At 55.2% G+C, this 24608-nt stretch carries 20 protein-coding genes, 1 rRNA gene and 1 riboswitch; of the genes, 12 read left to right on the top strand and 9 right to left on the bottom strand.

Annotated features, from left to right (window positions below):
• Window positions 1-5 precede the first annotated feature (5 nt).
• A complete protein-coding gene (locus F8562_RS03455; protein ID WP_004856015.1) occupies window positions 6-377 on the bottom strand; it encodes a carboxymuconolactone decarboxylase family protein in 372 nt (123 codons plus the stop codon).
• 90 nt (window positions 378-467) lie between these two features.
• Between F8562_RS03455 and F8562_RS03450 the strand changes: the two genes are divergently transcribed.
• Window positions 468-1373 (top strand): LysR family transcriptional regulator, encoded by a 906-nt coding sequence (locus F8562_RS03450; RefSeq protein ID WP_014837050.1) that lies wholly within the window; start codon window positions 468-470, stop codon window positions 1371-1373.
• 166 nt (window positions 1374-1539) lie between these two features.
• Complete coding sequence (gene metF, locus F8562_RS03445; protein WP_004856019.1) at window positions 1540-2427, top strand: methylenetetrahydrofolate reductase; 888 nt, start codon at window positions 1540-1542, stop codon at window positions 2425-2427.
• Between the two features lie 122 nt (window positions 2428-2549).
• On the opposite strand, the gene F8562_RS03440 is transcribed toward metF, so the two are convergent.
• The 4 genes from F8562_RS03440 to F8562_RS03425 all read right to left on the bottom strand — a co-directional run bounded on the left by F8562_RS03440 (window position 2550) and on the right by F8562_RS03425 (window position 6318).
• On the bottom strand, window positions 2550-3299 hold the full coding sequence (locus F8562_RS03440) for a DeoR/GlpR family DNA-binding transcription regulator (RefSeq protein ID WP_014227432.1): 750 nt from the start codon (window positions 3297-3299) through the stop codon (window positions 2550-2552).
• Window positions 3300-3427: 128 nt separating this feature from the next.
• Window positions 3428-4531 carry a bifunctional L-1,2-propanediol dehydrogenase/glycerol dehydrogenase gene (gene gldA, locus F8562_RS03435; RefSeq protein WP_014837051.1) on the bottom strand — a complete coding sequence of 368 codons (1104 nt, stop codon included), beginning with the start codon at window positions 4529-4531 and terminating at the stop codon, window positions 3428-3430.
• Window positions 4532-4586: 55 nt separating this feature from the next.
• Entirely contained in the window at window positions 4587-5249 is a 663-nt protein-coding gene (gene fsa, locus F8562_RS03430; RefSeq protein ID WP_004107558.1) for a fructose-6-phosphate aldolase, read from the bottom strand.
• 205 nt (window positions 5250-5454) lie between these two features.
• On the bottom strand, window positions 5455-6318 hold the full coding sequence (locus tag F8562_RS03425) for an AraC family transcriptional regulator (RefSeq protein WP_014837052.1): 864 nt from the start codon (window positions 6316-6318) through the stop codon (window positions 5455-5457).
• 151 nt (window positions 6319-6469) lie between these two features.
• Here F8562_RS03425 and zinT point away from each other — a divergent pair, with 151 nt between their 5' ends.
• The gene (gene zinT / locus F8562_RS03420; protein WP_014837053.1) at window positions 6470-7117 is read left to right on the top strand and encodes a metal-binding protein ZinT; all 648 of its coding nucleotides are present in this window, start codon (window positions 6470-6472) and stop codon (window positions 7115-7117) included.
• 96 nt (window positions 7118-7213) lie between these two features.
• On the opposite strand, the gene ppc is transcribed toward zinT, so the two are convergent.
• Both ppc and argE read right to left on the bottom strand, forming a co-directional pair.
• Window positions 7214-9865 carry a phosphoenolpyruvate carboxylase gene (ppc, locus tag F8562_RS03415; protein WP_004856030.1) on the bottom strand — a complete coding sequence of 884 codons (2652 nt, stop codon included), beginning with the start codon at window positions 9863-9865 and terminating at the stop codon, window positions 7214-7216.
• Between the two features lie 254 nt (window positions 9866-10119).
• Window positions 10120-11271 (bottom strand): acetylornithine deacetylase, encoded by a 1152-nt coding sequence (gene argE, locus F8562_RS03410; RefSeq protein ID WP_014837054.1) that lies wholly within the window; start codon window positions 11269-11271, stop codon window positions 10120-10122.
• A gap of 184 nt (window positions 11272-11455) precedes the next feature.
• Here argE and argC point away from each other — a divergent pair, with 184 nt between their 5' ends.
• The 4 genes from argC to oxyR all read left to right on the top strand — a co-directional run bounded on the left by argC (window position 11456) and on the right by oxyR (window position 15879).
• The gene (argC, locus tag F8562_RS03405) at window positions 11456-12460 is read left to right on the top strand and encodes an N-acetyl-gamma-glutamyl-phosphate reductase (protein ID WP_014837055.1); all 1005 of its coding nucleotides are present in this window, start codon (window positions 11456-11458) and stop codon (window positions 12458-12460) included.
• A 6-nt stretch (window positions 12461-12466) separates the two neighbouring features.
• Entirely contained in the window at window positions 12467-13243 is a 777-nt protein-coding gene (gene argB, locus F8562_RS03400; RefSeq protein ID WP_088941751.1) for an acetylglutamate kinase, read from the top strand.
• A 77-nt stretch (window positions 13244-13320) separates the two neighbouring features.
• Window positions 13321-14694: an argininosuccinate lyase gene (argH, locus tag F8562_RS03395; protein ID WP_094909527.1), complete on the top strand. Its 1374-nt coding sequence runs from the start codon at window positions 13321-13323 to the stop codon at window positions 14692-14694.
• A 267-nt stretch (window positions 14695-14961) separates the two neighbouring features.
• Window positions 14962-15879 (top strand): DNA-binding transcriptional regulator OxyR, encoded by a 918-nt coding sequence (gene oxyR / locus F8562_RS03390; RefSeq protein WP_014227441.1) that lies wholly within the window; start codon window positions 14962-14964, stop codon window positions 15877-15879.
• Here the strand turns inward: oxyR and sthA are convergent.
• Window positions 15862-17262, bottom strand: coding sequence for a Si-specific NAD(P)(+) transhydrogenase (gene sthA, locus F8562_RS03385; RefSeq protein ID WP_004116922.1), 1401 nt, complete (start codon window positions 17260-17262; stop codon window positions 15862-15864). The genes oxyR and sthA overlap by 18 nt on opposite strands.
• Before the next feature lie 196 nt (window positions 17263-17458).
• Between sthA and fabR the strand changes: the two genes are divergently transcribed.
• Window positions 17459-18094: an HTH-type transcriptional repressor FabR gene (gene fabR, locus F8562_RS03380; RefSeq protein WP_004107582.1), complete on the top strand. Its 636-nt coding sequence runs from the start codon at window positions 17459-17461 to the stop codon at window positions 18092-18094.
• 15 nt (window positions 18095-18109) lie between these two features.
• Window positions 18110-18469, top strand: a complete 360-nt coding sequence (locus F8562_RS03375; RefSeq protein WP_004856046.1) for a YijD family membrane protein — start codon at window positions 18110-18112, stop codon at window positions 18467-18469.
• A 46-nt stretch (window positions 18470-18515) separates the two neighbouring features.
• Here F8562_RS03375 and trmA read toward each other — a convergent pair whose 3' ends face one another.
• Window positions 18516-19616 carry a tRNA (uridine(54)-C5)-methyltransferase TrmA gene (gene trmA / locus F8562_RS03370; RefSeq protein WP_014837056.1) on the bottom strand — a complete coding sequence of 367 codons (1101 nt, stop codon included), beginning with the start codon at window positions 19614-19616 and terminating at the stop codon, window positions 18516-18518.
• A 116-nt stretch (window positions 19617-19732) separates the two neighbouring features.
• Window positions 19733-19915, top strand: a riboswitch (cobalamin riboswitch).
• 65 nt (window positions 19916-19980) lie between these two features.
• Here trmA and btuB point away from each other — a divergent pair.
• The 3 genes from btuB to F8562_RS03355 all read left to right on the top strand — a co-directional run bounded on the left by btuB (window position 19981) and on the right by F8562_RS03355 (window position 24564).
• Window positions 19981-21849, top strand: a complete 1869-nt coding sequence (gene btuB / locus F8562_RS03365) for a TonB-dependent vitamin B12 receptor BtuB (RefSeq protein ID WP_004856052.1) — start codon at window positions 19981-19983, stop codon at window positions 21847-21849.
• Window positions 21794-22648: a glutamate racemase gene (murI, locus tag F8562_RS03360; RefSeq protein ID WP_004856053.1), complete on the top strand. Its 855-nt coding sequence runs from the start codon at window positions 21794-21796 to the stop codon at window positions 22646-22648. Before btuB ends, murI begins: the two co-directional genes overlap by 56 nt.
• 376 nt (window positions 22649-23024) lie before the next feature.
• A 16S ribosomal RNA gene (locus F8562_RS03355) occupies window positions 23025-24564 on the top strand.
• The last annotated feature ends 44 nt before the right edge of the window (window positions 24565-24608 follow it).

The following is a 24608-nucleotide window of genomic DNA, read 5'->3' as shown; positions in this document are numbered from 1 at the left end:
TCACCTTAGTGCGCCGCGAAGACTTCTTTGGCGGCAAACAGGCCATTCAGGGCCGCCGGGAATCCGGCATAGACCGCCATCTGCATGATCACTTCCGTAATCTCTTCCTGCGTCAGCCCGACATTTAACCCGGCGGCAATATGCACTTTTAGCTGCGGCGCGGCGTTACCGAGCGCCGTGAGCGCGGCGATAGTGGCAATTTCACGGCTGCGTAAATCGAGTCCTGGCCTGGCGTAAATATCGCCGAAGGGGAACTCAATCAGATAGCGGGCAAAATCGGGGGCGATATCCTTCAGGCTGTTGACGACGGCGTCGCCGCCTTTGCCGTCCACGCGCTGTAGCATTTCTCGTCCGATGGTATAACGTTCGCTGGTCATGGCTTTTCCTCAGTGTGATGATGCGTAATGAGGAAGGTTAGGGAAGTTTTCCTGACTTGAGTAATACCCTTTTCGTGATACCTTTTCAGTATGACAAATTCACGTTTACACACTCTGGATATTCGCCTGCTGCGCTACTTTGCGGTGGTGGCGGAGGAAAATAACATCAGCCGGGCCGCGCAGCGGCTATTTATTTCGCAGCCGCCGCTGAGCCGTCATATTCGCCATCTGGAAACTCAGCTGGGGGTAACGCTATTCTTGCGGCATACCAAAGGTCTGATCCTTACCGACGAGGGAAGACGGGTGCTGGATATCATTCGGCCTCTGCTGGCGCTTCAGGATCGCACCCTGGCGGCGTTGAGCCAGCTCTCTGCGCCCGCGCAGCAGCCTCTGCGTCTGGGGTTGACCACCGCCTTTGAGCAAGGCGTTTTCGCCGCCGCGGAATCCGCTCTGGGTGAGTACACCGGCGCATTGCACATCACTCGTCAGTCATCACCGGCGTTGGCCCAACTGGTGCGAAAGGGCAAGCTCGATGCGGCGCTGGTGGCGCTGCCGCTGAATACCGAGGGGCTTCACCTGCATCCTTTGTCTTACCAGGAGCCGCTTATCGCGGCGCTACCTGCATCCTGGCCGGAGGCCGCCAGGGCGGAGCTGACGTTAAGCGCACTCAATCATCGGCCGCTGTTCTGGTTTAAACGCGAGCGTAATCCCGATTTTTTTGACTATACGCGACGTATTTTTGACCGGGCAGGCTATGTGCCCACCTACGTGGAGGAGCCTGCCGAGCATGATGTTCTGCTGGCGCGGATTGCGCGCGGAGAAGGCATGATCCTCCTGCCGGCCTCTTTTTCCGCGATTCAGCGACAGGGGGTCGTCTTTTGTCCTTTGCAGGATGCCAGCCAGCAGCTTCCGCTTAGGCTGGGAATGGTGACGTTGCCCGCAAATGAGAGGGTACGGGAAAGGGTAACAGCAGTCGTTGAAAAATCATTGCCTTAGCGAAAAAGAGATGAATTAATTTCATCCTGGCTGAATATTCCTCACTGTTTACGCTGATTTTTCTATTGACGCGGATGCCCTTTTCCGTCATTTTTACATCTGGACGTCTAAACGTATAGAAGTTCGCGACACAACAAACAATAAAATGCGATTGATGAGGTAAGGTATGAGCTTTTTTCACGCCAATCAGCGGGAAGCCCTGAATCAGAGCCTGGCGGAAGTGCAGGGCCAGATTAACGTCTCCTTTGAATTCTTTCCGCCGCGTACCAGTGAAATGGAGCAAACCCTCTGGAAATCCATCGATCGCCTGAGCAGCCTGAAGCCGAAGTTTGTTTCCGTGACCTACGGCGCCAACTCCGGTGAACGTGACCGCACCCATAGCATTATCAAAGGTATTAAAGAGCGTACCGGTCTGGAAGCCGCCCCGCATCTGACCTGTATCGATGCCAGCCGCGATGAGCTGCGTACCATTGCTAAAGATTACTGGGATAGCGGAATTCGCCATATCGTTGCGCTGCGTGGTGACCTGCCGCCTGGCAGCGGTAAGCCGGATATGTACGCGGCCGACCTGGTGACTCTGCTGAAAGAGGTCGGGGACTTTGATATTTCCGTTGCGGCTTATCCGGAAGTCCATCCGGAAGCCAAAAGCGCGCAGGCCGATCTGCTTAACCTGAAGCGCAAGGTCGAAGCCGGAGCAAATCGCGCGATTACCCAGTTTTTCTTTGATGTTGAAAGCTACCTGCGTTTTCGCGACCGCTGCGTCTCGGCGGGTATCGACGTCGAAATTATTCCGGGCATTCTGCCGGTCTCTAACTTCAGGCAGGCGAAAAAATTTGCCGATATGACCAACGTGCGTATCCCGACGTGGATGGCGAAAATGTTCGAAGGTCTGGACAATGACGCCGAAACCCGCCAGCTGGTGGGGGCGAACATCGCCATGGATATGGTGAAGATTCTCAGCCGCGAAGGGGTGAAGGATTTCCATTTCTATACCCTGAACCGCGCGGAAATGAGCTACGCGATTTGCCACACTTTAGGCGTGCGCCCGGCGTAAGCAGGCTTCAGATTTCCCCGTCCTTCTCTTCTCTCTGCGGCGTCAAAACATCTTCGGCGCCGCTTGTTCTGGTTATTTCCTTAAAACATCTTTTCTGGCGGTAAAACGGGGCGCCTGCGCCATCAGAGGTGACTATCCGCCAGCAGCAGCGGTACGTTTTGCGTTTGCATCAGAGAGAGGATATCGGGGGAGAGGCCGGTCTGGCTGATAACGAGGTCAAGGTCTGCCAGGCGGGCATGGCCTGCAAGGAACGTTTGACCAAATTTACTGCTGTCCGCCAGCAGGATTTTTTGCCGCCCGGCGCGCATCAGCGCTTGTTTGACGTGGGCATCGGTCATTTCAGGAACCGTCAGCTCTCCAAGATCGTTGACGCCCTGAGTGCTGAGGAAGACTTTGTCGGCGTGGATATGACGAAAGAAGTCGGCGGTACTGAAAGAGACCATTCCCTGGCTGGCGTCTTCATATTCACCGGGCGCGACGATCAACTTGATATTTTTTCTTCCTTTCAGGAGATTAACCACCGGAATGGAGTTGGTTATCACCATGATTTTCTTATCGAAAATAAAATGAGCGAGCGCCAGCGGCGTGGTGCCGCAGTCGATAATAATCGTGTCGCCATCTTCAACCTGCTCGGCGGCTTTCTGGCCAATCAGGTGCTTATCATCGGCCATTTGTATCGATTGCAGCTGAAAGCCGGGCTCGACGCTGGCGCCGCGGGTTAAGTAGGCTCCACCGTAGGTTGTTTTTACAATGCCTTGTTTTTCAAAGAAAGAGAGATCGCGACGGATGGTCATTTTGGTGACGCCGAACTTTTCGGCGAGGTCATTGACGACGACTTTTTTGTCCTGTTGCAAAATGGCGTAAATGCTCATTCTTCGATTTGATGACTGCATATCTACGATTCACCCAAAGGAAAATCGCACTATAAAATACATCGTTTTGGCGGGCAATGGCGGGCGAAAAGAACATACCCGCCTGCTGGCGGGTATGTCGCGAGGGGTTATTCCCACTCTTGCAGGAAGCGTTGACCGTACTGGTCGGCCACCAGAAGCGCGGCATAGACCTGATCCGGCGTCGCGCCGCCGGGCATATTGTGGATGGTTTCACCTTCCGCGCAGGCGGCTTCCGCCACGGTACGCATTTTGCCCGGGATATCGACTTTAATATCCAGCTGCGCCAGGGTGATAGGCAGCCCGACGCTATGGCACAGCGCCGCTACGGTTTCGATCTCTTCCACCGGCGCGTTTTCCAGTACCAGCTGCGTAAGCGTACCGAAAGCCACTTTTTCACCATGATAGTAGTGGTGAGCGTCCGGAATAGCGGTCAGACCGTTATGGATAGCGTGCGCAGCCGCCAGGCCGCCGCTTTCAAAGCCGACGCCGCTCAGATAGGTGTTGGCTTCAATCACCCGTTCCAGCGCCGGCGTCACCACGTGCTGCTCCGCCGCCAGCATCGCTTTTTCGCCCTCTTCAACCAGCGTGTTGTAGCACAGTTCAGCCAGCGCCAGCGCCGCCTGAGTGCATTTTCCGCCCGCCATGGTGGTCGCGCCGCTGCGGGAGCAGGCACGCGCTTCAAACCAGGTCGCCAGCGCATCACCGATACCGGCTGCCAGCAGGCGCGCCGGGGCGCCAGCAACGATTTGCGTATCGACAATGACCATGTTCGGGTTGTGCGGCAGCATCAGGTAGCTATCAAACTCGCCGTCATCGGTATAGATGACCGAGAGCGCGCTGCACGGCGCGTCGGTGGAGGCAATCGTCGGGGCAATAACCACCGGCAGATTCATAAAGTGTGCTAATGCTTTTGCGGTATCCAGCGTCTTGCCGCCGCCGATACCCAGCACGGCGGTGCAGCGGGCGGAACCGGCAATATCACGCAAGCGGTTGATTTCGTTATGTGAGCATTCGCCGCCAAACGGTGCGATTTCGCCAGCCAGCCCCGCATCCGCCAGGCTTTTACGCAGTTTTTCTTCGGCAAAACCGAGTACGAATTTATCGCCCACGATGAGCCAGCGTTCTGCCAGCGGCTTTAGGTATCCACCAAGGCGGGTAATGACGTCCGCGCCCTGAATGTACTTACCGGGTGATTGAATAATGCGATCCATTTCTATTCCTCCTGGATGACCGTGATGCCACCCCCTGGGCAGCTCGCCGATCGGGTTACAGGTTTAGCGTTCCAAAGGCGTTATTCCAGTCCTGCTCAAACTTCTCAATAGCTGACTCTACCGCAGGGGTACCGAGCATTTGTTGCGCTACATCTAACGGAAGGGTGATCGCTTCGCAGCCTGCTAACAGGCAATCCAGCGCCTGGCGCGGCGTCTTAAAGCTGGCGGCCAGCACTTTGCTTTCCGGCGCATGCAGCTCCAGCAGGGACTGTAGCTCCTGGACCATGCGGATGCCGTCACCGCCCTGGGCGTCGACGCGGTTGACGTACGGCGCCACATATTTTGCCCCGGCCAGCGCGGCCAGCAGGCCCTGAGATGCGCTGTATACCGCTGTACCCAGCGTGGGGATACCTTCTTTTTTCAACAGCTTGATAGCGGCAAGGCCTTCGGCGGTGACCGGGATTTTTACCACGATACCGGGGACGGCGTTGCTCAGGCGTTTGGCTTCTTCCACCATGCCTTGCGCGTCGCGGCTCATGGTCTGGGCGAACAGAATACCTTCCGGACCGACGGCTTTTTGCAGGCGCGGAAGAACATCCCAAACCGGCGTTTTACCGGCTGCGATAATGCTCGGGTTGGTGGTCACGCCTGCCAGCGGGTAGATGCGCGCCAGGCGTTCAACTTCTGCTACGTTTGCGGTGTCCAGATAGAGTTCCATGATGCTTTCCTCAATGCTTAATTCGGTAGTGTCGTTGAGGAAAGAATACGGCTTTCACGCGAAGGGTCGCCAGATGACAAATTTGCCAAAAACTGGATAAATGTACGCATTGCGGTTAAGGATGATTTAGATCACATTTATCCCGCAACCCGGATTAAAATGGGAAAACAAGAACGCACAAAAGTCAGGTTTAACACACAAAAATCTAGTTTTTTAGCGAAGCCGTTTTTTCCGTCAGCTGGCTGTGATACTGACGGCGATACTCCGACGGTGAGCGCTCGGTGTTTTTGCGAAACAGGCGGCAGAAGTAGTTGCTGTCGGCGAAACCACAGGCGTGGGCGATATCTTTCACTTTCATATCGTGGCCTTTTAACAGCATTCTGGCCTGCTCCAGACGGATGTGATTCAGGTATTCGTTAAAGCCCATTGGCCCGCATTTCTGGAACAAATGGGAAAGATAGTTTGGTGAGAGATAAAACGCCTGCGCCACCGACTCGCGGGTTAACGGGTCGGCAAAATGGGTATCAATATGTTTACGAATCGCTTCAAAAAGCGCCTGGCTGCGCGATGACGTTTGTACCTGGCTGCCCAGCAGATCGGCACAGTGGCTGAGCAGGCTGGTGACAATACAGCGGGCCGTGTGCTGTTCCTGCGGCTGCATCTGCATTTCATTCAGCGCCTGCAGCAGAAACGATCCAACCCGGGGGCCGCGGCGAGGAACCTGCTGTTTATCCAGCACGTTAAGCGCGCTGCCGTCCCAGTGGCGTAGGACGAATTCCAGCTGCTGCTTACCAAACAAGACAGTTAACAGCGTGGAGGGCATCAGCCACTGCGGGTCATTCCATCCGCCTGCGGGGACGTACAGCACATCGTGCGGCGTCAGCTGCGCCTGGTCGGCCTTAATCGCCGGATCGCGAAGCTGGCCCGCAAGCATGATTTCGAGGCGCGGAAAATCGACGCTTAGCGCTTTCTCAGAAGCCGGTCTGGATTCTGTGGAAAAGTGGACTTTGCCGATTACCGCCGGGCCTTTAATAAAAGAATCAATGGTCTGATTAATGTCGCTATCCATTCTCTCTCCGCGTTGCGCGATCCCGTTTCATCATACCTAACAAACTGGCAGAGGGAAAAGCCGCGCGATTTTTCTGCGAAGAGAGTTGTAAGATTTGATTGATATGTTATATCGTAACATATTATTGCAAACCTTAACTCAGGAGAGAGTGATGACCCGAAAGATTTCCGCACTTATGCTTGGTATTAGCCTGGTACTGGCGAACAGTCAGGCGGTTGCCCACGGCCACCATAGCCATGGCCCGGCGCTGACCGAAGCCGAGCAGAAGGCGAGTGAAGGTATTTTTGCCGACCAGGACGTAAAGGACAGGGCGCTGAGCGACTGGGAGGGTATCTGGCAGTCGGTTAATCCCTATCTGCTGAACGGCGATTTAGATGCCGTGCTGGAGCAGAAGGCCAAAAAAGCCGGTAAAAGCGTGGCGGAATATCGGGAGTATTATAAGAAGGGCTACGCTACCGATGTGGACCAGATTGGTATCGAAGATAACGTCATGGAGTTTCACGTCGGGAAAACTGTCAACGCCTGCCGGTACGCCTATTCCGGCTACAAAATTCTGACCTACGCATCCGGTAAAAAAGGCGTGCGCTACCTGTTCGAATGCCAGCAGGCGGATTCAAAAGCGCCGAAGTTTGTTCAGTTTAGCGATCACACCATCGCGCCGCGCAAGTCCCAACATTTCCATATCTTTATGGGCAATGAGTCCCAGGAAGCGCTGCTGAAAGAGATGGATAACTGGCCAACCTACTATCCTTATGCCCTGCATAAAGAGCAGATTGTCGACGAAATGCTGCACCACTAATAAAAAAAGCTCCGGTAAACGCGATGCTTACCGGAGCTATGGTTTTTAACCCGGCTCGCGCTACGCTTAGCCGGGCTACAGGTTTTTCAAGGCGAACTAGCCGGTGTTACGCATGCCTGCCGCAACGCCTGCGATGGTGACCATCAGCGCTTGCTCAACGCGCGGGTCCGGTTTTTCACCTTTCTCTTCCGCCAGACGTGAACGATGGAGCAGCTCGGCCTGGAGCACGTTCAGCGGGTCGGTATAGATATTACGTAGCTGGATGGACTCCGCGATCCACGGCAGGTCGGCCATCAGGTGGGAGTCGTTGGCGATTGCCAGTACCACGTTGATATCGGCGGACAGCAGTTCACGCAGCTCTTCGCCCAGCTTCCACAGTTCCGGTTTCACCAGACGCTGATCGTAATATTCCGCCAGCCACAGGTCGGCTTTTGAGTAGACCATCTCCAGCATGCCGAGGCGGGTAGAGAAGAACGGCCAGTCGCGGCACATGCTTTCCAGCTCGCTCTGCTTGCCGCCTTCAACGACTTTTTGCAGCGCGGCGCCGGCGCCCAGCCAGGCTGGCAGCATCAGGCGGTTTTGCGTCCACGCGAAGATCCACGGAATGGCGCGCAGCGACTCGACGCCGCCGGTCGGGCGACGTTTTGCCGGACGCGAGCCCAGCGGCAGTTTGCCCAGCTCCTGCTCCGGCGTTGCGGAACGGAAGTAAGGAACAAAATCTTTATTTTCACGCACGTAGCCGCGATACATCTCGCAGGAGACGTCGGACAGCTCGGCCATGATGTCGCGCCATTGCGCTTTTGGCTCCGGCGGCGGCAGCAGGTTGGCTTCCAGAATCGCGCTGGTGTAGAGCGACAGGCTGCTGATGGTGACTTCCGGCAGGCCGTATTTAAAGCGGATCATCTCGCCCTGTTCGGTAACGCGCAGGCCGCCTTTCAGGCTTCCCGGAGGCTGAGAGAGCAGGGCCGCGTGCGCCGGCGCGCCGCCGCGGCCGATAGAACCGCCGCGACCGTGGAACAGCGTCAGTTCAATGCCGGCTTTTTCACAGGTCTTAATTAACGCGTCCTGCGCCTGATACTGCGCCCAGGAGGCGGCCATCACGCCCGCATCTTTCGCCGAGTCGGAATAGCCGATCATGACCATCTGCTTGCCCTGGATAAAGCCGCGATACCAGTCGATATTCAGCAGCTGGGTCATAACGTCGTCGGCGTTATTCAGGTCGTCCAGCGTTTCGAACAGCGGGGCGACCGGCAGCGCGAAGCCGATGCCGGCCTCTTTCAACAGCAGATGCACGGCCAGGACGTCTGACGGCGTTTTCGCCATCGAAATCACGTAGGCCGCAATAGAGCCGCGCGGCGCTTCGGAGATGACTTTGCACGTCTCGAGCACTTCGCGCGTTTCTTCGCTTGGCTCCCACTGGCGCGGCAGCAGAGGACGCTTGGAGTTCAGTTCGCGGATCAGGAAGGCCTGTTTATCGGCTTCTGACCAGCTTTCATAGTCGCCGATGCCAAGATAGCGGGTCATTTCGCCCAGCGCTTCGGTGTGGCGGGTGCTTTCCTGACGGATATCGATACGCACCAGCGGTACGCCAAAGGCTTTTACGCGGCGCAGAGTATCGAGCAGCTCGCCGTTGGCGATAATGCCCATACCGCAGGCTTGTAGCGACTGGTAACAGGCGTAAAGCGGTTCCCACAGCTGCTCGTTTTGCGTGATAAGGCCCGCCGGTTTCGGCAGTTTCTGTCCTTTCAGGCGCGCTTCCAGCCAGGCCTGGGTCTCCATCAGCTGCGTGCGCAGTTTTTTCATCAGGTAACGATAGGGTTCCTGAGCGCCTTCCGCGCCTGCCAGCTCACGCAGCTCGTCGGTGCACTCAACCATCGACAGCTCGGAAATCAGCAGCTGGACATCTTTCAGGAACAGATCGGTTGCCTTCCAGCGGCTGAGCAGCAGGACGTGGCGGGTAATGTCGGCGGTCACGTTCGGGTTGCCGTCGCGGTCGCCGCCCATCCAGGACGTAAAGCGAACCGGAACAAAATCGACCGGCAGCCGATAGTTCAGGTTATCTTCCAGCTGTTCATTCAGCTCGCGCAGGTAGTTCGGTACGCCTTCCCACAGGCTATTTTCGACAACCGCGAAGCCCCATTTGGCTTCATCCACCGGGGTAGGGCGATGCTTGCGGATTTCATCGGTGTGCCACGACTGGGCAATCAGCTGGCGCAGACGGCGCATGACCTGATGACGTTCATAGTCCGCAATGTCGTTGTTATCGAGCTGCTTCAGGCAGCTGTTGATCTCGCCCATCTTGTGGATCAGCGTACGACGCGTGATTTCGGTCGGATGCGCGGTCAGCACCAGCTCCAGCGACAGGGATTCAACGGCTTGTTTAATAATCGTTTCGTTGAGATTGGGTTGCTCTTTGAGCTTTCTCAGGGTGCGGGCAATCACTTCCGGATTACTGGCCGCTTCGCCTTTTGGCGAAATGCTGTGGTATTGCTCAGCGGTATTCGCCAGGTTCAGAAACTGGCTGAAGGCGCGCGCCACCGGCAGCAGCTCGTCGTTGGACAAGTTTTGCAGCGTGGTGAGCAGCTCCTGGCGGTTGGCTTCATTGCCAGCGCGAGAAGATTTGGACAACTTACGGATAGTTTCGACACGATCAAGAATGTTTTCTCCCAGCGCATCCTTGATGGTGTCGCCCAGCACCTTACCGAGCATACTGACATTACTACGCAAAGCGGAATATTGTTCGTTCATGTTACCCCAGACACCCCATCTCATTTTATTTTGTTATATCCGGCGCTCGATAATTTGAGCAGTGGATAAGCAACCGTCTTTTATAAAGCCACGTAAAAACCCCCACGTCAATTGTTGCGAAATCGCTTCAGCAAACGAATAAATGGCGGCAATTTGCGAAATTTAACTCGGAGGTCGCTTGATAAGTGTTGCTTATGAAAATGTGATAATTGTCACCCTCTCGCGCCGATGAAATCGCACGAGAGAATGGGTATTTAATGCCAGCAAAAATGGTGAACCACCTGAGTGATGAGCTCGCGGGTCGGCTTAATAAAGCGCGTTTCCAGGTACTCATCCGGCTGGTGGGCCTGGTTGATAGAGCCCGGGCCTAACACCAGCGTCGGGCAGAGGGTCTGAATAAACGGCGCTTCGGTACAGTAGTTGACCACGTCGGTTTGCGCGCCGAGGAGTTTTTCGACGACCTCAACCAGCTTATGGTCCGGTGGACATTCGTAACCGGGGATCGGCGGATGCAGTTCAGAAACGGTCAGGCGTCCGGGCCAGCGCTCGCTCACCGGCGCCAGCGCTTCGTTAAGGAGCCCGTTGAGATCGTTGAGCGTCATTCCGGGCAGCGGACGAATATCCATATGCAGTTCGCAGCAGGCGCAAATGCGGTTGGAGGCATCGCCGCCGTGAATTGCCCCGAGGTTAAGTGTGGGATACGGGACGGTAAACGCGGCGTAGTGATAACGCTCTTTTAAATCGTCGCGCAGCTGCATGATGCGGCCAATGGCGTCGTGCATCAGTTCAATCGCGTTGACGCCGCGTGCCGGGTCGCTGGAGTGGCCCGACTGCCCCTGAATGCGAACCGCGTTGGACATGTGGCCTTTGTGCGCGCGTATCGGCTGCAGCGACGTGGGCTCGCCGATAATGGCGCAGTCCGGTCGCAGCTGGGTCGTCTCGGCGAAGTAGCGGGCACCGGCCATGCTGGTCTCTTCATCGGCCGTCGCCAGAATATAGAGCGGCTTTTTCAGCTGAGTGACGTCAACGTCGCGCAGGGCGTCGAGAATAAAAGCGAAGAAGCCTTTCATATCCGCGGTGCCGAGACCGTACAGCTTATTGTCGTGCTCGGTCAGGGTAAAAGGGTCGCGGGTCCAGCGGCCATCATCAAACGGGACGGTATCGGTGTGCCCGGCAAGCAGCAGGCCGCCAGCGCCGTGGCCGCTGCTGGCCAGCAGGTTGAATTTATTACGCGTGTCCGGGACTGGCTGAACTTCAACATTAAAGCCGATATCGCGGAACCAGCCTGCCAGTAAATTGATTAAAGACTCATTGCTTTGATCCAGCGCCTCTTCGGTTGCGCTGATGGAAGGTGTGGCGATCAGCGCGCGGTAAATCTCGATAAAGGGCGGTAATTTGTTTTTCATTGTTGACACACCTCGGGTCGTGATAGTATCAATATTCATGCATTATTTGTGAATAAAAATACATTATCGTTGAGCGTAAGAAAACCCATCGAATGTAAGGATGATGCTCTTACGGCTCAACAGGGTGGGGAAGGCAACGGTCTTCCAGGGCAAATATACGTAAGCAAGAAGGTGAAGAGCCCCAATGTTGAACACGCTGATTGTGGGCGCCAGCGGTTATGCCGGCGCAGAGCTAGTGGCCTATGTAAATCGCCATCCTCATATGACCATAACCGCATTGACGGTCTCCGCGCAAAGCAATGATGCGGGAAAATTAGTTTCCGATTTGCATCCGCAGCTGAAAGGCATTGTCGATCTGCCGCTGCAGCCGATGTCCGATATCAGCGAGTTTAGCCCCGGAGTCGATGTCGTTTTTCTGGCTACCGCGCACGAGGTAAGCCATGATCTGGCGCCGCAGTTCCTCGCCGCTGGCTGCGTCGTGTTCGATCTCTCCGGGGCGTTCCGCGTTAATGACGGCGCCTTCTATGAAAAATATTACGGTTTCACTCATCAGCACCCTGCACTGCTGGAGCAGGCAGTTTACGGCCTGGCCGAGTGGAGCGTCGAAAAGCTAAAAGAAGCCAATCTGATCGCCGTACCGGGCTGCTACCCGACGGCGGCTCAGCTATCGTTAAAACCGCTGATCAACGCGGGGCTGCTGGATCTTAACCAGTGGCCGGTGATCAACGCGACCAGCGGGGTCAGCGGCGCCGGGCGTAAAGCCTCTATCGGCAATAGCTTCTGCGAAGTCAGCCTGCAACCTTACGGCGTTTTCAACCACCGTCATCACCCGGAAATTTCAACCCACCTGGGCGCGGACGTTATTTTTACTCCGCATCTGGGCAATTTTAAGCGTGGGATTCTGGAAACCATTACCTGCCGTCTGAAGCCCGGCGTGAGCAAAGAGCAGGTGGCGGCGGTATTCCAGCAGGCCTATGCGGATAAGCCGCTGGTACGTTTATACGATAAAGGTGTCCCTGCATTGAAAAATGTCGTGGGTCTGCCATTCTGTGATATCGGTTTTGCGGTCCAGGATGAACATATCATCGTGGTGGCGGCGGAAGATAACCTGCTGAAAGGCGCGGCCGCGCAGGCCGTGCAGTGCGCAAATATTCGTTTCGGCTTCGCTGAGACGCAGTCTCTTATTTAAGGTGTGATGATGAATCCTTTAATTATCAAACTTGGCGGCGTCCTGCTGGACAGCGAAGAAGCGCTTGAGCGCCTGTTTACGGCACTGGTGAACTACCGCGAATCCCATCATCGCCCGCTGATTATTGTGCACGGCGGCGGCTGCGTGGTGGATGAACTCATGAAGCAGCTCAACCTGCCGGTGAACAAGAAAAACGGTCTGCGGGTCACGCCGGCGGATCAGATCGACATTATTACCGGCGCGCTGGCGGGAACCGCCAACAAAACGCTGCTGGCGTGGGCGAAGAAGCACGGCCTGGCTGCCGTTGGGCTATTCCTTGGCGATGGCGATAGTGTCAAAGTGACGCAGCTTGATGAAGAGCTGGGTCATGTCGGATTCGCTCAGCCGGGTTCTCCGGCGCTGATTAACACGCTGCTGGCTGGCGGATATATGCCGGTCGTTAGCTCCATCGGCGTCACCGATGAAGGCGAGTTGATGAACGTCAACGCCGACCAGGCGGCGACCGCGCTGGCGGCAACGCTCGGCGCAGACCTGATTCTGCTGTCTGACGTAAGCGGCATTCTCGATGGTAAAGGGCAGCGCATCGCGGAAATGACCGCCGAGAAGGCTGAACAGCTGATCGAGCAGGGCATTATCACCGACGGCATGATCGTCAAAGTGAATGCGGCCCTGGACGCGGCGCGGACATTAGGCCGCCCGGTCGATATCGCCTCCTGGCGCCACGCGGAGCAGCTCCCTGCGCTGTTTAACGGCACGCCGATCGGCACGCGTATACTGGCATAATCAATTTATCATTTTGTCGGCCCGGTAAGCGTAGCGCCGCCGGGCAATAAAATTCAAAGATATTAAGGAAGCATGTTATGGCACTTTGGGGTGGGCGTTTTACTCAGGCAGCGGATCAGCGGTTCAAACAGTTCAACGACTCTTTGCGCTTTGACTATCGCCTGGCGGAGCAGGATATCGTTGGCTCTGTTGCCTGGTCCAAAGCGCTGGTGACGGTGGGCGTACTGTCCGCCGATGAGCAGCTACAGCTGGAAGAGGCGCTGAACGTTCTGCTGGAAGACGTGCGGGCTAACCCTCAGCAGATCCTTGAAAGCGATGCGGAAGATATTCATAGCTGGGTGGAAGGTAAGCTGATCGACAAGGTCGGCCAGCTGGGCAAAAAGCTGCACACCGGGCGTAGCCGTAATGACCAGGTGGCGACCGACCTGAAGCTGTGGTGCAAAGACACCGTGATGGAACTGCTGTCGGCGAATCGTCAGCTACAAAGCGTGCTGGTTGAGACGGCGGAGAATAATCAGGACGCCGTTATGCCGGGCTATACCCACCTGCAGCGCGCGCAGCCGGTGACGTTTGCCCACTGGTGTCTGGCCTATGTCGAAATGCTGGCGCGTGATGAAAGCCGCCTGCAGGATGCGCTTAAACGTCTGGACGTCAGCCCGCTGGGCTGCGGAGCGCTGGCGGGTACCGCCTATGAAATCGATCGTGAACAGCTTGCCGGCTGGCTGGGCTTCGCATCGGCGACCCGCAATAGCCTGGACAGCGTGTCCGATCGCGATCACGTACTGGAACTGCTGTCCGATGCCTCAATCGGTATGGTCCACCTGTCGCGTTTTGCTGAAGATCTGATCTTCTTCAATACCGGCGAAGCGGGCTTTGTTGAGCTTTCTGACCGCGTGACTTCTGGCTCATCCCTGATGCCGCAGAAGAAAAATCCGGATGCGCTGGAGCTGATCCGCGGTAAATGCGGCCGCGTGCAGGGTGCGCTGACCGGCATGATGATGACCCTCAAAGGGCTACCGCTGGCCTACAACAAAGATATGCAGGAAGATAAAGAAGGCCTGTTTGACGCGCTTGATACCTGGCTCGACTGCCTGCATATGGCGGCACTGGTGCTCGACGGTATTCAGGTAAAACGCCCGCGTTGTGAAGAAGCCGCGCAGCAGGGTTACGCCAATGCCACCGAACTGGCGGATTACCTGGTTGCCAAAGGCGTACCGTTCCGTGAAGCGCACCATATTGTCGGTGAAGCGGTAGTGGAAGCCATTGCCCAGGGCAAGCCGCTGGAGGATCTGCCTCTGGCCGATTTGCAGAAATTTAGCCCCGTGATTGCGGATGACGTCTATCCGATTCTGGCGCTGCAGTCGTGTCTGGATAAGCGTGCGGCTAAAGGTGGCGTTTCTCCTCAGCAGGTGGCTCAGGCGATTGCCGACGCTAAACAGCGTCTGGTGTGATCCGCCTGCGGGGCTGCTTTTAAGGCGGTAAATAAACGAAGCTCGGGTAACTCCGGGCTTTTTTATGCAAAAAAAAGCGGACACAAGGTCCGCAAAAGTTCACGTTGGCTTTAGTTATCCGGGTAGAGAGGTGATGAGGAAGCTCAATGATTTTCTGAAGTTTTCCTCATTTATGGGTTTATTATTGAACAGAAACCTTGATAGGGATAATCGTTCGTTGCTATTCTATCTATCGCCATGGACTATCGTGGCGATGGAGGATGAATAATGAATATTCGCGATCTTGAATATCTGGTAGCGCTAGCCGAACACCGCCACTTCCGCCGTGCGGCGGATTCTTGCCACGTCAGCCAACCGACGCTCAGCGGGCAAATCCGTAAGCTGGAGGATGAACTCGGCGTGATGTTGCTGGAGCGCACCAGCCGTAAGGTTCTGTTCACCCAGGCAGGGCTGCTGCTGGTGGATCAGGCGCGTACCGTGCTACGAGAAGTCAAAGTGCTTAAGGAAATGGCGAGCCAGCAGGGAGAGACCATGTCCGGGCCGCTGCATATTGGACTGATCCCGACGATTGGCCCTTATCTGTTGCCGTTGATTATCCCGATGCTGCACCAGACCTTTCCCAAGCTGGAAATGTATCTGCATGAAGCACAAACCCATCAGCTTTTAGCGCAGCTTGATAGCGGTAAGCTCGACTGCGCGATTCTGGCGCTGGTCAAAGAGAGCGAAGCGTTTATTGAGGTGCCGCTGTTTGATGAGCCCATGATGCTGGCTATCTACGAAGATCACCCGTGGGCGAACCGCGAGTGCGTGCCGATGTCGGACCTGGCCGGTGAAAAGCTGCTGATGCTGGAAGATGGGCACTGCCTGCGCGATCAGGCGATGGGCTTTTGCTTTGAAGCGGGCGCCGATGAAGATACCCATTTCCGGGCGACGAGCCTCGAAACGCTGCGTAACATGGTGGCTGCCGGTAGCGGCATCACGCTGTTGCCAGCCCTGGCCGTGCCGCAGGAGAGAAAGCGCGATGGCGTGGTCTATGTGCCCTGCATCAAGCCGGAGCCGAGACGTACCGTGGGGCTGGTTTATCGTCCGGGTTCGCCGCTGCGTAGCCGCTATGAACATCTGGCGGAGGCCATCCGCGGTAAGATGGATGGCCATTTCGACGCCGCGTTAAAACAGGCGGTTTAAGCCATTTAACGCCGCGACCCGATAGGCTTCCGCCATCGTCGGATAGTTAAAGGTGGTGTTAACGAAGTACTCAATGGTGTTACCACCGCCTTTCTGCTCCATTATCGCCTGGCCGATGTGAATAATTTCGGCCGCGCGCTCGCCAAAGCAGTGAATCCCGAGGATCTCTTTCGTTTCGCGATGAAAGAGGATCTTCAGCGTACCGACGCTCATACCGACGATCTGCGCCCGGGCCAGATGTTTGAACTGCGCGCGACCCACCTCGTAAGGCACCTTCATTGCCGTCAGCTGCTGCTCGGTTTTACCGACGGAGCTGATTTCCGGAATGGTGTAAATCCCGGTAGGGATATCCTCAATCAGGTGCGCCGATGCCTCGCCTTTTACCAGCGCCTGGGCAGCGATGCGGCCCTGGTCGTAGGCGGCGGAGGCCAGGCTTGGATAGCCAATCACATCGCCGACGGCATAAATATGCGGCAGGGCGGTTTGATACATGCTGTTGACCTTCAGCTGGCCGCGGCTGTCGGTTTGCAGACCGATATTTTCCAGCGCCAGTGAGTCGGTGTTCCCGGTGCGGCCGTTAGCGTACAGCAGGCAGTCCGCTTTGAGCTTTTTGCCGGATTTCAGATGCATGATGACGCCGTCATCAACGCCCTCAATCTTTTCGTACTCTTCATTGTGGCGAATGACCACGCCGCTGTTCCAGAAGTGATAGGAGAGCGAGTCGGACATCTCCTGATCGAGAAACGCCAGCAGACGATCGCGGGTGTTGATCAGATCCACTTTGACCTCCATTCCCCGGAAGATCGACGCATATTCGCAGCCGATCACCCCGGCACCGTAGATGATCACATGGCGCGGTTCGTGATGCAGGCTGAGAATCGAGTCGCTGTCATAAATGCGCGGATGATGGAAGTCAACGTCTGCCGGATGGTACGGGCGTGAACCGCAGGCAATCACGAACTTTTCCGCCGTCACCGTTTCCACGGTACCGTCGTGGCACTCCAGCGCGATAGTGTGTTCATCAACAAAATGGGCATTGCCCTGCAGGATTTCGCAGTGGTTACGCTCATAGAAACCCTGACGCATATGGGTTTGCTGGTTAATGACGCTGTCGGCATGGTTCAGGATGTCGGCGAAGGAAGAACGAAGAAGACGGGAATGGTCGCTGTAGAGGGGATTTTGGTTAAACTCGATAATACGGCTGACGGCATGGCGGAGGGCTTTTGACGGGATGGTACCCCAGTGGGTACAACCGCCGCCGACGTTATGGTAGCGCTCAATGACGGCAACGCGTGCTCCCTGTTTCACCAGCCCCATGGCGGCACCTTCTCCGCCAGGACCGGAACCAATCACAATTGCATCATAATCCCAAGAGTGTGACATGGCATTACTCACCTGTTTTATACATAAAATAAACACGATGATAACATTCGCCGCGCTTTAACCCAATTATCGTTGTGCTTTTTTGCGGCATAAAAGCAGAAACAGCTCGTAAACAATCATTCACAATCCAGTGTAAACCGATTAGTTCTAATCTCTGGTATAGTGCCGGAAGGGCTTATGGAAGGATTCAGACAACGTGATGGGCGTAAGAGCGCAACAAAAAGAAAAAACCCGGCGTTCGCTGGTGGAAGCGGCATTCAGTCAGCTGAGTGCTGAGCGCAGTTTTGCCAGCTTGAGCCTGCGCGAAGTGGCGCGGGAAGCGGGGATTGCCCCGACGTCCTTCTATCGTCATTTTCGCGATGTCGATGAGCTGGGTCTGACCATGGTGGATGAAAGCGGGCTCATGCTGCGCCAGCTGATGCGCCAGGCGCGCCAGCGTATCGCTAAAGGCGGCAGCGTCATTCGCACCTCTGTTTCCACCTTTATGGAATTCATTGGCAACAACCCGAACGCCTTCCGCCTGCTGCTGCGGGAACGCTCCGGTACCTCCGCGGCGTTTCGTGCCGCCGTGGCGCGTGAAATTCAGCATTTTATCGCGGAACTTGCCGACTATTTAGAAATCGAAAACCATATGCCGCGCGCCTTTACCGAAGCGCAGGCTGAAGCTATGGTCACCATCGTATTTAGCGCTGGCGCCGAGGCTCTCGATGTGGGCCCGGAGCAGCGTCGACAGCTGGAAGAACGCCTGGTGCTGCAGCTCAGAATGATCTCGAAAGGCGCGTATTACTGGTATCGCCGTGAACAAGAAAAAATATCAAATCATTCCGAATAACGTGAAGGACGAGCAATGAAACACTCAGTACAAGATAGAGGTACGCTGCTGCTGGCGCTGATCGCAGGTTTATCCATTAATGGTACCTTCGCCGCGCTGTTCAGCTCCATTGTCCCTTTTTCCATCTTCCCCATTTTGTCGTTGGTGCTGACGGTTTACTGCCTGCATCAGCGCTATCAGAATCGTAGTATGCCCGTGGGTTTGCCGGGGCTCGCCGCTGCCTGTTTTATTCTCGGCGTGCTGGTTTACAGTACCGTCGTGCGCGCGGAATACCCGGACATCGGATCTAACTTCTTCCCGGCGGTTCTGTCGGTGATTATGGTGTTCTGGATTGGCTACAGGTTACGCAACCGCAAGAACGCGGTCGCTGAATAATCTCTCACCCGGCAGCAGCGCTGTTGCCGGGTTTTCTCGCGCAGCTTTACTTCTTCGTTAGCAGCACGCCGCATTCCATATGATGGGTATAGGGGAACTGGTCGAATAGCGCCAGGCGCGCGATCTCGTGGGTCTCACTGAGCGTTTCCAGGTTCTGGCATAGGGTCTCCGGATTGCAGGAGATATAGAGAATACGCGGATACGCCTGCACCATTTTCTCCGTTTCGCTATCCAGCCCGCTGCGCGGCGGATCGACGAAAATCGTCTCGCACTGATAGCTCTTCAGGTCGATTCCCTGCAGGCGGTTAAACTCCCGCACGCCGTTCATCGCCTGGGTAAACTCTTCCGCCGACATGCGGATAATCTGCACGTTATCAATGTGGTTCGCTGCAATATTGTATTGCGCCGCCGCGACGGACGGTTTGGCGATTTCCGTTGCCAGCACGCGTTCGAAATTACGCGCCAGCGCCAGCGAAAAGTTGCCGTTGCCGCAGTACAGCTCAAGCAGGTCGCCGGTTGCGCCTTTAGTGGCGTCGATAGCCCACTCCAGCATCTGAATGTTCATCGCCGCATTTGGCTGGGTGAAGCTATTCTCAACCTGACGATAGATCATTTCACGCCCGCCAACCGGCAAGCGTTCATCGATATAGTCTTGATCCAGCTCGATTTTAGTTTTCGTGGCGCGGCCAATCAAGTGCACATTCAGATTTTGCGCCCGCAGCGCATCGCGCAAGCGCGCCGCGTGCTGACGCCATTCATCGTCGAGCTTTTTATGATACAGCAGCGATATCACGGCCTGGTTACTCAGGGTGGTGAGATAATCCACCTGAAACAGTTTGTGGCGCAGTACCGGGTTATCGCGTACGCCCTCAATCACCGCGGCCATCAGCTGATTAATCAGCTCGCTGGCGGCCGGGAAAGTCTCGACGCGGATCCGGGATTTGGTCTGCTGGTCGAACATAATGTGGTACAGATCGTCGCCATCGTGCCACAGGCGAAACTCTGCGCGCATGCGGTAGTGGCTGACCGGCGAACGAAACACTTCCGGAACCGGGGCGCTAAAAGGCGCCATCATTTTCTGCAAACGGACGACTTTTTCTGCCAGCTGCGCTTCATATTGTTCGGTAGGAAGGTGTTCGGGGGTCATGATGCATCCTGAATAAAATAAGTACGCGGGGATTGTAGGGAAAGCGCCGGGGATGTCCAGCCCTGATGATATAAGGAAATATAACGGTAGAAGTCTGGACATCTATATGTTTCTGATTATAGCATCGTGCTACCGGTCCTATGAGTTAATAGGGAATCCAGTGTAAATCTGGAGCTGACGCGCAGCGGTAAGGAAAAGTGGGATGAGCGCATTATGCAGACACTGCGGCTATTTAGCGGGAAGTCCTCGTCCATTAAACACTCCAAGCCCGAAGACCTGCCGGAATACGTCGCATTTGGTTTCTATCATCGCGTGCTACTGATAGAGCCGGCGGCATCCTTTGTTTATTACGGATGCTTTAAAAATGATTAAAAAAGCTTCGCTGATGACGGCGCTCTCCGTCACGGCATTTTCCGGCTGGGCGCAGGACAGCAATTCAGATACGTTAGTGGTCACAGCAAACCGTTTTCAACAGCCGGTCAATACGGTTCTTGCGCCGACCGATGTGGTTACCCGGGAAGATATCGATCGCTGGCAGGCGAAAGATTTAAACGATGTGATGCGCCGATTGCCTGGCGTGGACGTCGCACAAAATGGTGGCATGGGTCAATCCTCCTCTCTTTTTATCCGTGGTACTGAAGCCAAACAAGTTCTGGTGCTGGTTGACGGCGTTCCCATGGCCCGACCGGGTATTACAAATAACCCCGATCTGAACCAGATCCCTTTGTCGCTGGTGCAGCGCGTCGAATATATCCGCGGCCCGCGTTCAGCGATTTATGGTTCCGGGGCAATGGGCGGCGTGATTAACGTCATTACGCATTCCGATAAAGAACAATCCAAAATTACCGCTGGGGTAGGATCGAAAGGCTACCAACAATATGACGGTACCCTGCGCCATCGCTTTGGCGATACGGTGGCGACGGTTGCGGGTTCTTATGAGGGTAATAAAGGCTTTAACGTTCAGCCCGATTCAACCTGGGATCACGACGGCGATCGCGACGGTTTTCGTAATAAAACGTTTTGGGGCAGCCTCGAGCATAAATTTAACGAGAATGTTGACGGTTTCTTCCGCGGACACAGCTACACCAACAACTCTGATTACGATCTGGGAAGCCCGCCGTATAGCCCGGCCTACAGCGCCGATGAAAGCCAGCTCTATAACCAGAGCTGGGATGCGGGGCTGAACTTTAATTCCGGAATTTATTCCTCCCAGCTCATCGCCAGCTATCAGAAGATAAAGGACTACAACTACAGCAGTATTTATGGCCGTTATAATGATGGGACGACGCTCGACAGGATGACGCAGCGTAACCTGCAATGGGGCAATAACGTTATTGTCGGTCATGGCTCTGTCAGCGCAGGGGTGGACTGGCAGCAGCAGCGGTTAACTTCATCAGATACGGCGATGTCGGATACCTACAAACGTGACAATACGGGACTGTACCTGACGGGCCAGCAGCAAGTTGGCGACGTGACCCTCGAAGCGTCCGGACGTGAAGACCACGATGAGCAGTTTGGCTGGCACGGTACCTGGCAGACTACTGCAGGCTGGGAGTTTGTCGAAAATTATCGCCTGACTCTCGGCTACGGTACCGGCTTCCTCGCGCCTTCTTTAGGGCAACAGTTTGGCTCCACCCGATTTGGTATCAACGCGAATCCTAATCTGAAACCTGAAGAGTCGAAACAGTGGGAAGCTGGGCTGGAAGGGCTCACCGGTCCCGTGGACTGGCGCTTGTCCGCGTACCATTACAAAATTACTAACCTGATTACCTATTATTCCGATCCTGTTACCTATGACGGGGAATACGACAATATCAATGCCGCGACGATTAAAGGCGTGGAATGGACGGGAAGTATCGATACCGGTATTTTCAGCCATCGCGTAACGTTGCAGTATGTCGATCCGCGTAACGATGATAACGGTGAAGTGCTGGCCCGACGTTCTAAACGACAGGCAAAGTATCAGCTGGACTGGTCCATGTTTGATGTCGATATGGATGTGTCCTGGCAGTATTATGGGAAGCGTTACGATAACAACACCTCCCAGTACAACAATACGCAAAGAATTTTGCCGAGCTACAGCACGGTAGACGTTTCTGCATCGTATCCGATCACCGATCGCCTGACAGTTCGTGGTAAAATAGCTAACCTGTTCGATAAAGATTACGAGACAGCTTATGGCTACCAAACTGCAGGACGAGAATACTACTTGTCTGGCAGCTACACCTTCTGATCCACGTCCCACCGTGCTGGTGTTTGATTCCGGCGTCGGTGGGCTGTCGGTTTACAATGAGATTCGGCAGCTTCTGCCGAATCTGCATTATATCTACGCTTTCGACAACGTTGCTTTCCCCTACGGCGAGAAGAGTGAAGAGTTTATTGTTGAACGCGTCCTGGAGATTGTGACTGCGGTTCAGCAGCGTTACCCTCTGGCGCTGGCCGTTATTGCCTGTAACACCGCAAGTACCGTTTCCCTCCCCGCCTTACGCGATAAATTCGCCTTTCCGGTTGTCGGCGTCGTTCCGGCGATAAAACCGGCGGCCCGCTTAACGGCGAATGGCGTTGTTGGCCTGCTGGCGACGCGCGGAACGGTAAAACGCCCTTATACGCGCGAACTGATCTCCCGTTTTGCGAATGAATGCAAAATCGAAATGCTGGGGTCGGCAGAGCTGGTAGAACTGGCAGAGGCCAAACTGCACGGTGAGCCGGTCCCGCTGGATGAACTGCGGCGCATCCTGCGTCCCTGGCTACGAATGCAGGAACCGCCTGATACGGTTGTGCTGGGATGTACGCATTTCCCTCTAATACAAGAAGAGCTGCAGCAGGTTCTGCCGGAAGGGACGAGAATGATCGACTCCGGAGCTGCGATTGCGCGTCGCACCGCCTGGCTATTAGAGCACGAAGCGCCTGACGCAAAATCGAGTGATGCCAATATTGCGTACTGTATGGCGCTGACGCCTGAAACTGAGCAGCTTTTGAGCGTTTTGCGGCGCTATGGCTTCGAGTCGCTGGAAAAACTGGCGCTTTCATAGCGTTTTGCACAAAAAAGAGACGGTTGAAAGATTTTTTGAAAACAGGGCTTGTCAACGTCTCAGAACTCCCTATAATGCGCCTCCACTGACACGGAACAACGGCTTACAGCCCGCCGGGTCAGCGGGATTCAGCGATGAATACCGGCAGAGAAAAGCGAAAATAATCGCTTGACTCTGAATGAGGAAAACGTATTATACGGGACCTCGCGACAGAGCGCTGAAGCGCGTCGCAACTGCTCTTTAACAATTTATCAGACAATCTGTGTGGGCACTCAAAGTGACATGGATTCTTAACGTCGCAAGACGAAAAATGAATACCAAGTCTCTGAGTGAACACGTAATTCATTACGAAGTTTAATTCACGAGCATCAAACTTAAATTGAAGAGTTTGATCATGGCTCAGATTGAACGCTGGCGGCAGGCCTAACACATGCAAGTCGAACGGTAGCACAGAGAGCTTGCTCTCGGGTGACGAGTGGCGGACGGGTGAGTAATGTCTGGGAAACTGCCTGATGGAGGGGGATAACTACTGGAAACGGTAGCTAATACCGCATAACGTCGCAAGACCAAAGAGGGGGACCTTCGGGCCTCTTGCCATCAGATGTGCCCAGATGGGATTAGCTAGTAGGTGGGGTAACGGCTCACCTAGGCGACGATCCCTAGCTGGTCTGAGAGGATGACCAGCCACACTGGAACTGAGACACGGTCCAGACTCCTACGGGAGGCAGCAGTGGGGAATATTGCACAATGGGCGCAAGCCTGATGCAGCCATGCCGCGTGTATGAAGAAGGCCTTCGGGTTGTAAAGTACTTTCAGCGGGGAGGAAGGCGATAAGGTTAATAACCTTGTCGATTGACGTTACCCGCAGAAGAAGCACCGGCTAACTCCGTGCCAGCAGCCGCGGTAATACGGAGGGTGCAAGCGTTAATCGGAATTACTGGGCGTAAAGCGCACGCAGGCGGTCTGTCAAGTCGGATGTGAAATCCCCGGGCTCAACCTGGGAACTGCATTCGAAACTGGCAGGCTGGAGTCTTGTAGAGGGGGGTAGAATTCCAGGTGTAGCGGTGAAATGCGTAGAGATCTGGAGGAATACCGGTGGCGAAGGCGGCCCCCTGGACAAAGACTGACGCTCAGGTGCGAAAGCGTGGGGAGCAAACAGGATTAGATACCCTGGTAGTCCACGCTGTAAACGATGTCGACTTGGAGGTTGTTCCCTTGAGGAGTGGCTTCCGGAGCTAACGCGTTAAGTCGACCGCCTGGGGAGTACGGCCGCAAGGTTAAAACTCAAATGAATTGACGGGGGCCCGCACAAGCGGTGGAGCATGTGGTTTAATTCGATGCAACGCGAAGAACCTTACCTACTCTTGACATCCAGAGAACTTAGCAGAGATGCTTTGGTGCCTTCGGGAACTCTGAGACAGGTGCTGCATGGCTGTCGTCAGCTCGTGTTGTGAAATGTTGGGTTAAGTCCCGCAACGAGCGCAACCCTTATCCTTTGTTGCCAGCGATTCGGTCGGGAACTCAAAGGAGACTGCCAGTGATAAACTGGAGGAAGGTGGGGATGACGTCAAGTCATCATGGCCCTTACGAGTAGGGCTACACACGTGCTACAATGGCATATACAAAGAGAAGCGACCTCGCGAGAGCAAGCGGACCTCATAAAGTATGTCGTAGTCCGGATTGGAGTCTGCAACTCGACTCCATGAAGTCGGAATCGCTAGTAATCGTGGATCAGAATGCCACGGTGAATACGTTCCCGGGCCTTGTACACACCGCCCGTCACACCATGGGAGTGGGTTGCAAAAGAAGTAGGTAGCTTAACCTTCGGGAGGGCGCTTACCACTTTGTGATTCATGACTGGGGTGAAGTCGTAACAAGGTAACCGTAGGGGAACCTGCGGTTGGATCACCTCCTTACCTTAAAGAACCTGCCTTTGTAGTGCTCACACAGATTGTCTGAT

It is taken from the genome of Klebsiella sp. RCJ4 (genome assembly GCF_009025755.1).
GTDB classification, from domain to species: domain Bacteria; phylum Pseudomonadota; class Gammaproteobacteria; order Enterobacterales; family Enterobacteriaceae; genus Klebsiella; species Klebsiella michiganensis.
The sequence above is the reverse complement of the archived record's forward strand: the minus strand, read 5'-3'. Positions and strand labels throughout refer to the sequence as shown.

What these genes read in the sequence shown, in the direction of transcription:
- F8562_RS03455 (WP_004856015.1), bottom strand. Translation starts at nt 377, where the DNA reads ATGACCAGCGAACGTTATACCATCGGACGAGAAATGCTACAGCGCGTG.
- trmA (WP_014837056.1), bottom strand. Translation starts at nt 19,616, where the DNA reads ATGACCCCCGAACACCTTCCTACCGAACAATATGAAGCGCAGCTGGCA.
- sthA (WP_004116922.1), bottom strand. Translation starts at nt 17,262, where the DNA reads ATGTCACACTCTTGGGATTATGATGCAATTGTGATTGGTTCCGGTCCT.
- F8562_RS03425 (WP_014837052.1), bottom strand. Translation starts at nt 6,318, where the DNA reads ATGGATAGCGACATTAATCAGACCATTGATTCTTTTATTAAAGGCCCG.
- F8562_RS03440 (WP_014227432.1), bottom strand. Translation starts at nt 3,299, where the DNA reads ATGAGCATTTACGCCATTTTGCAACAGGACAAAAAAGTCGTCGTCAAT.
- argE (WP_014837054.1), bottom strand. Translation starts at nt 11,271, where the DNA reads ATGAAAAACAAATTACCGCCCTTTATCGAGATTTACCGCGCGCTGATC.
- murI (WP_004856053.1), top strand. Translation starts at nt 21,794, where the DNA reads ATGGCTACCAAACTGCAGGACGAGAATACTACTTGTCTGGCAGCTACA.
- ppc (WP_004856030.1), bottom strand. Translation starts at nt 9,865, where the DNA reads ATGAACGAACAATATTCCGCTTTGCGTAGTAATGTCAGTATGCTCGGT.
- btuB (WP_004856052.1), top strand. Translation starts at nt 19,981, where the DNA reads ATGATTAAAAAAGCTTCGCTGATGACGGCGCTCTCCGTCACGGCATTT.
- gldA (WP_014837051.1), bottom strand. Translation starts at nt 4,531, where the DNA reads ATGGATCGCATTATTCAATCACCCGGTAAGTACATTCAGGGCGCGGAC.
- fsa (WP_004107558.1), bottom strand. Translation starts at nt 5,249, where the DNA reads ATGGAACTCTATCTGGACACCGCAAACGTAGCAGAAGTTGAACGCCTG.
- F8562_RS03450 (WP_014837050.1), top strand. Translation starts at nt 468, where the DNA reads ATGACAAATTCACGTTTACACACTCTGGATATTCGCCTGCTGCGCTAC.
- F8562_RS03375 (WP_004856046.1), top strand. Translation starts at nt 18,110, where the DNA reads ATGAAACACTCAGTACAAGATAGAGGTACGCTGCTGCTGGCGCTGATC.
- argH (WP_094909527.1), top strand. Translation starts at nt 13,321, where the DNA reads ATGGCACTTTGGGGTGGGCGTTTTACTCAGGCAGCGGATCAGCGGTTC.
- zinT (WP_014837053.1), top strand. Translation starts at nt 6,470, where the DNA reads ATGACCCGAAAGATTTCCGCACTTATGCTTGGTATTAGCCTGGTACTG.
- metF (WP_004856019.1), top strand. Translation starts at nt 1,540, where the DNA reads ATGAGCTTTTTTCACGCCAATCAGCGGGAAGCCCTGAATCAGAGCCTG.
- argC (WP_014837055.1), top strand. Translation starts at nt 11,456, where the DNA reads ATGTTGAACACGCTGATTGTGGGCGCCAGCGGTTATGCCGGCGCAGAG.
- argB (WP_088941751.1), top strand. Translation starts at nt 12,467, where the DNA reads ATGATGAATCCTTTAATTATCAAACTTGGCGGCGTCCTGCTGGACAGC.
- oxyR (WP_014227441.1), top strand. Translation starts at nt 14,962, where the DNA reads ATGAATATTCGCGATCTTGAATATCTGGTAGCGCTAGCCGAACACCGC.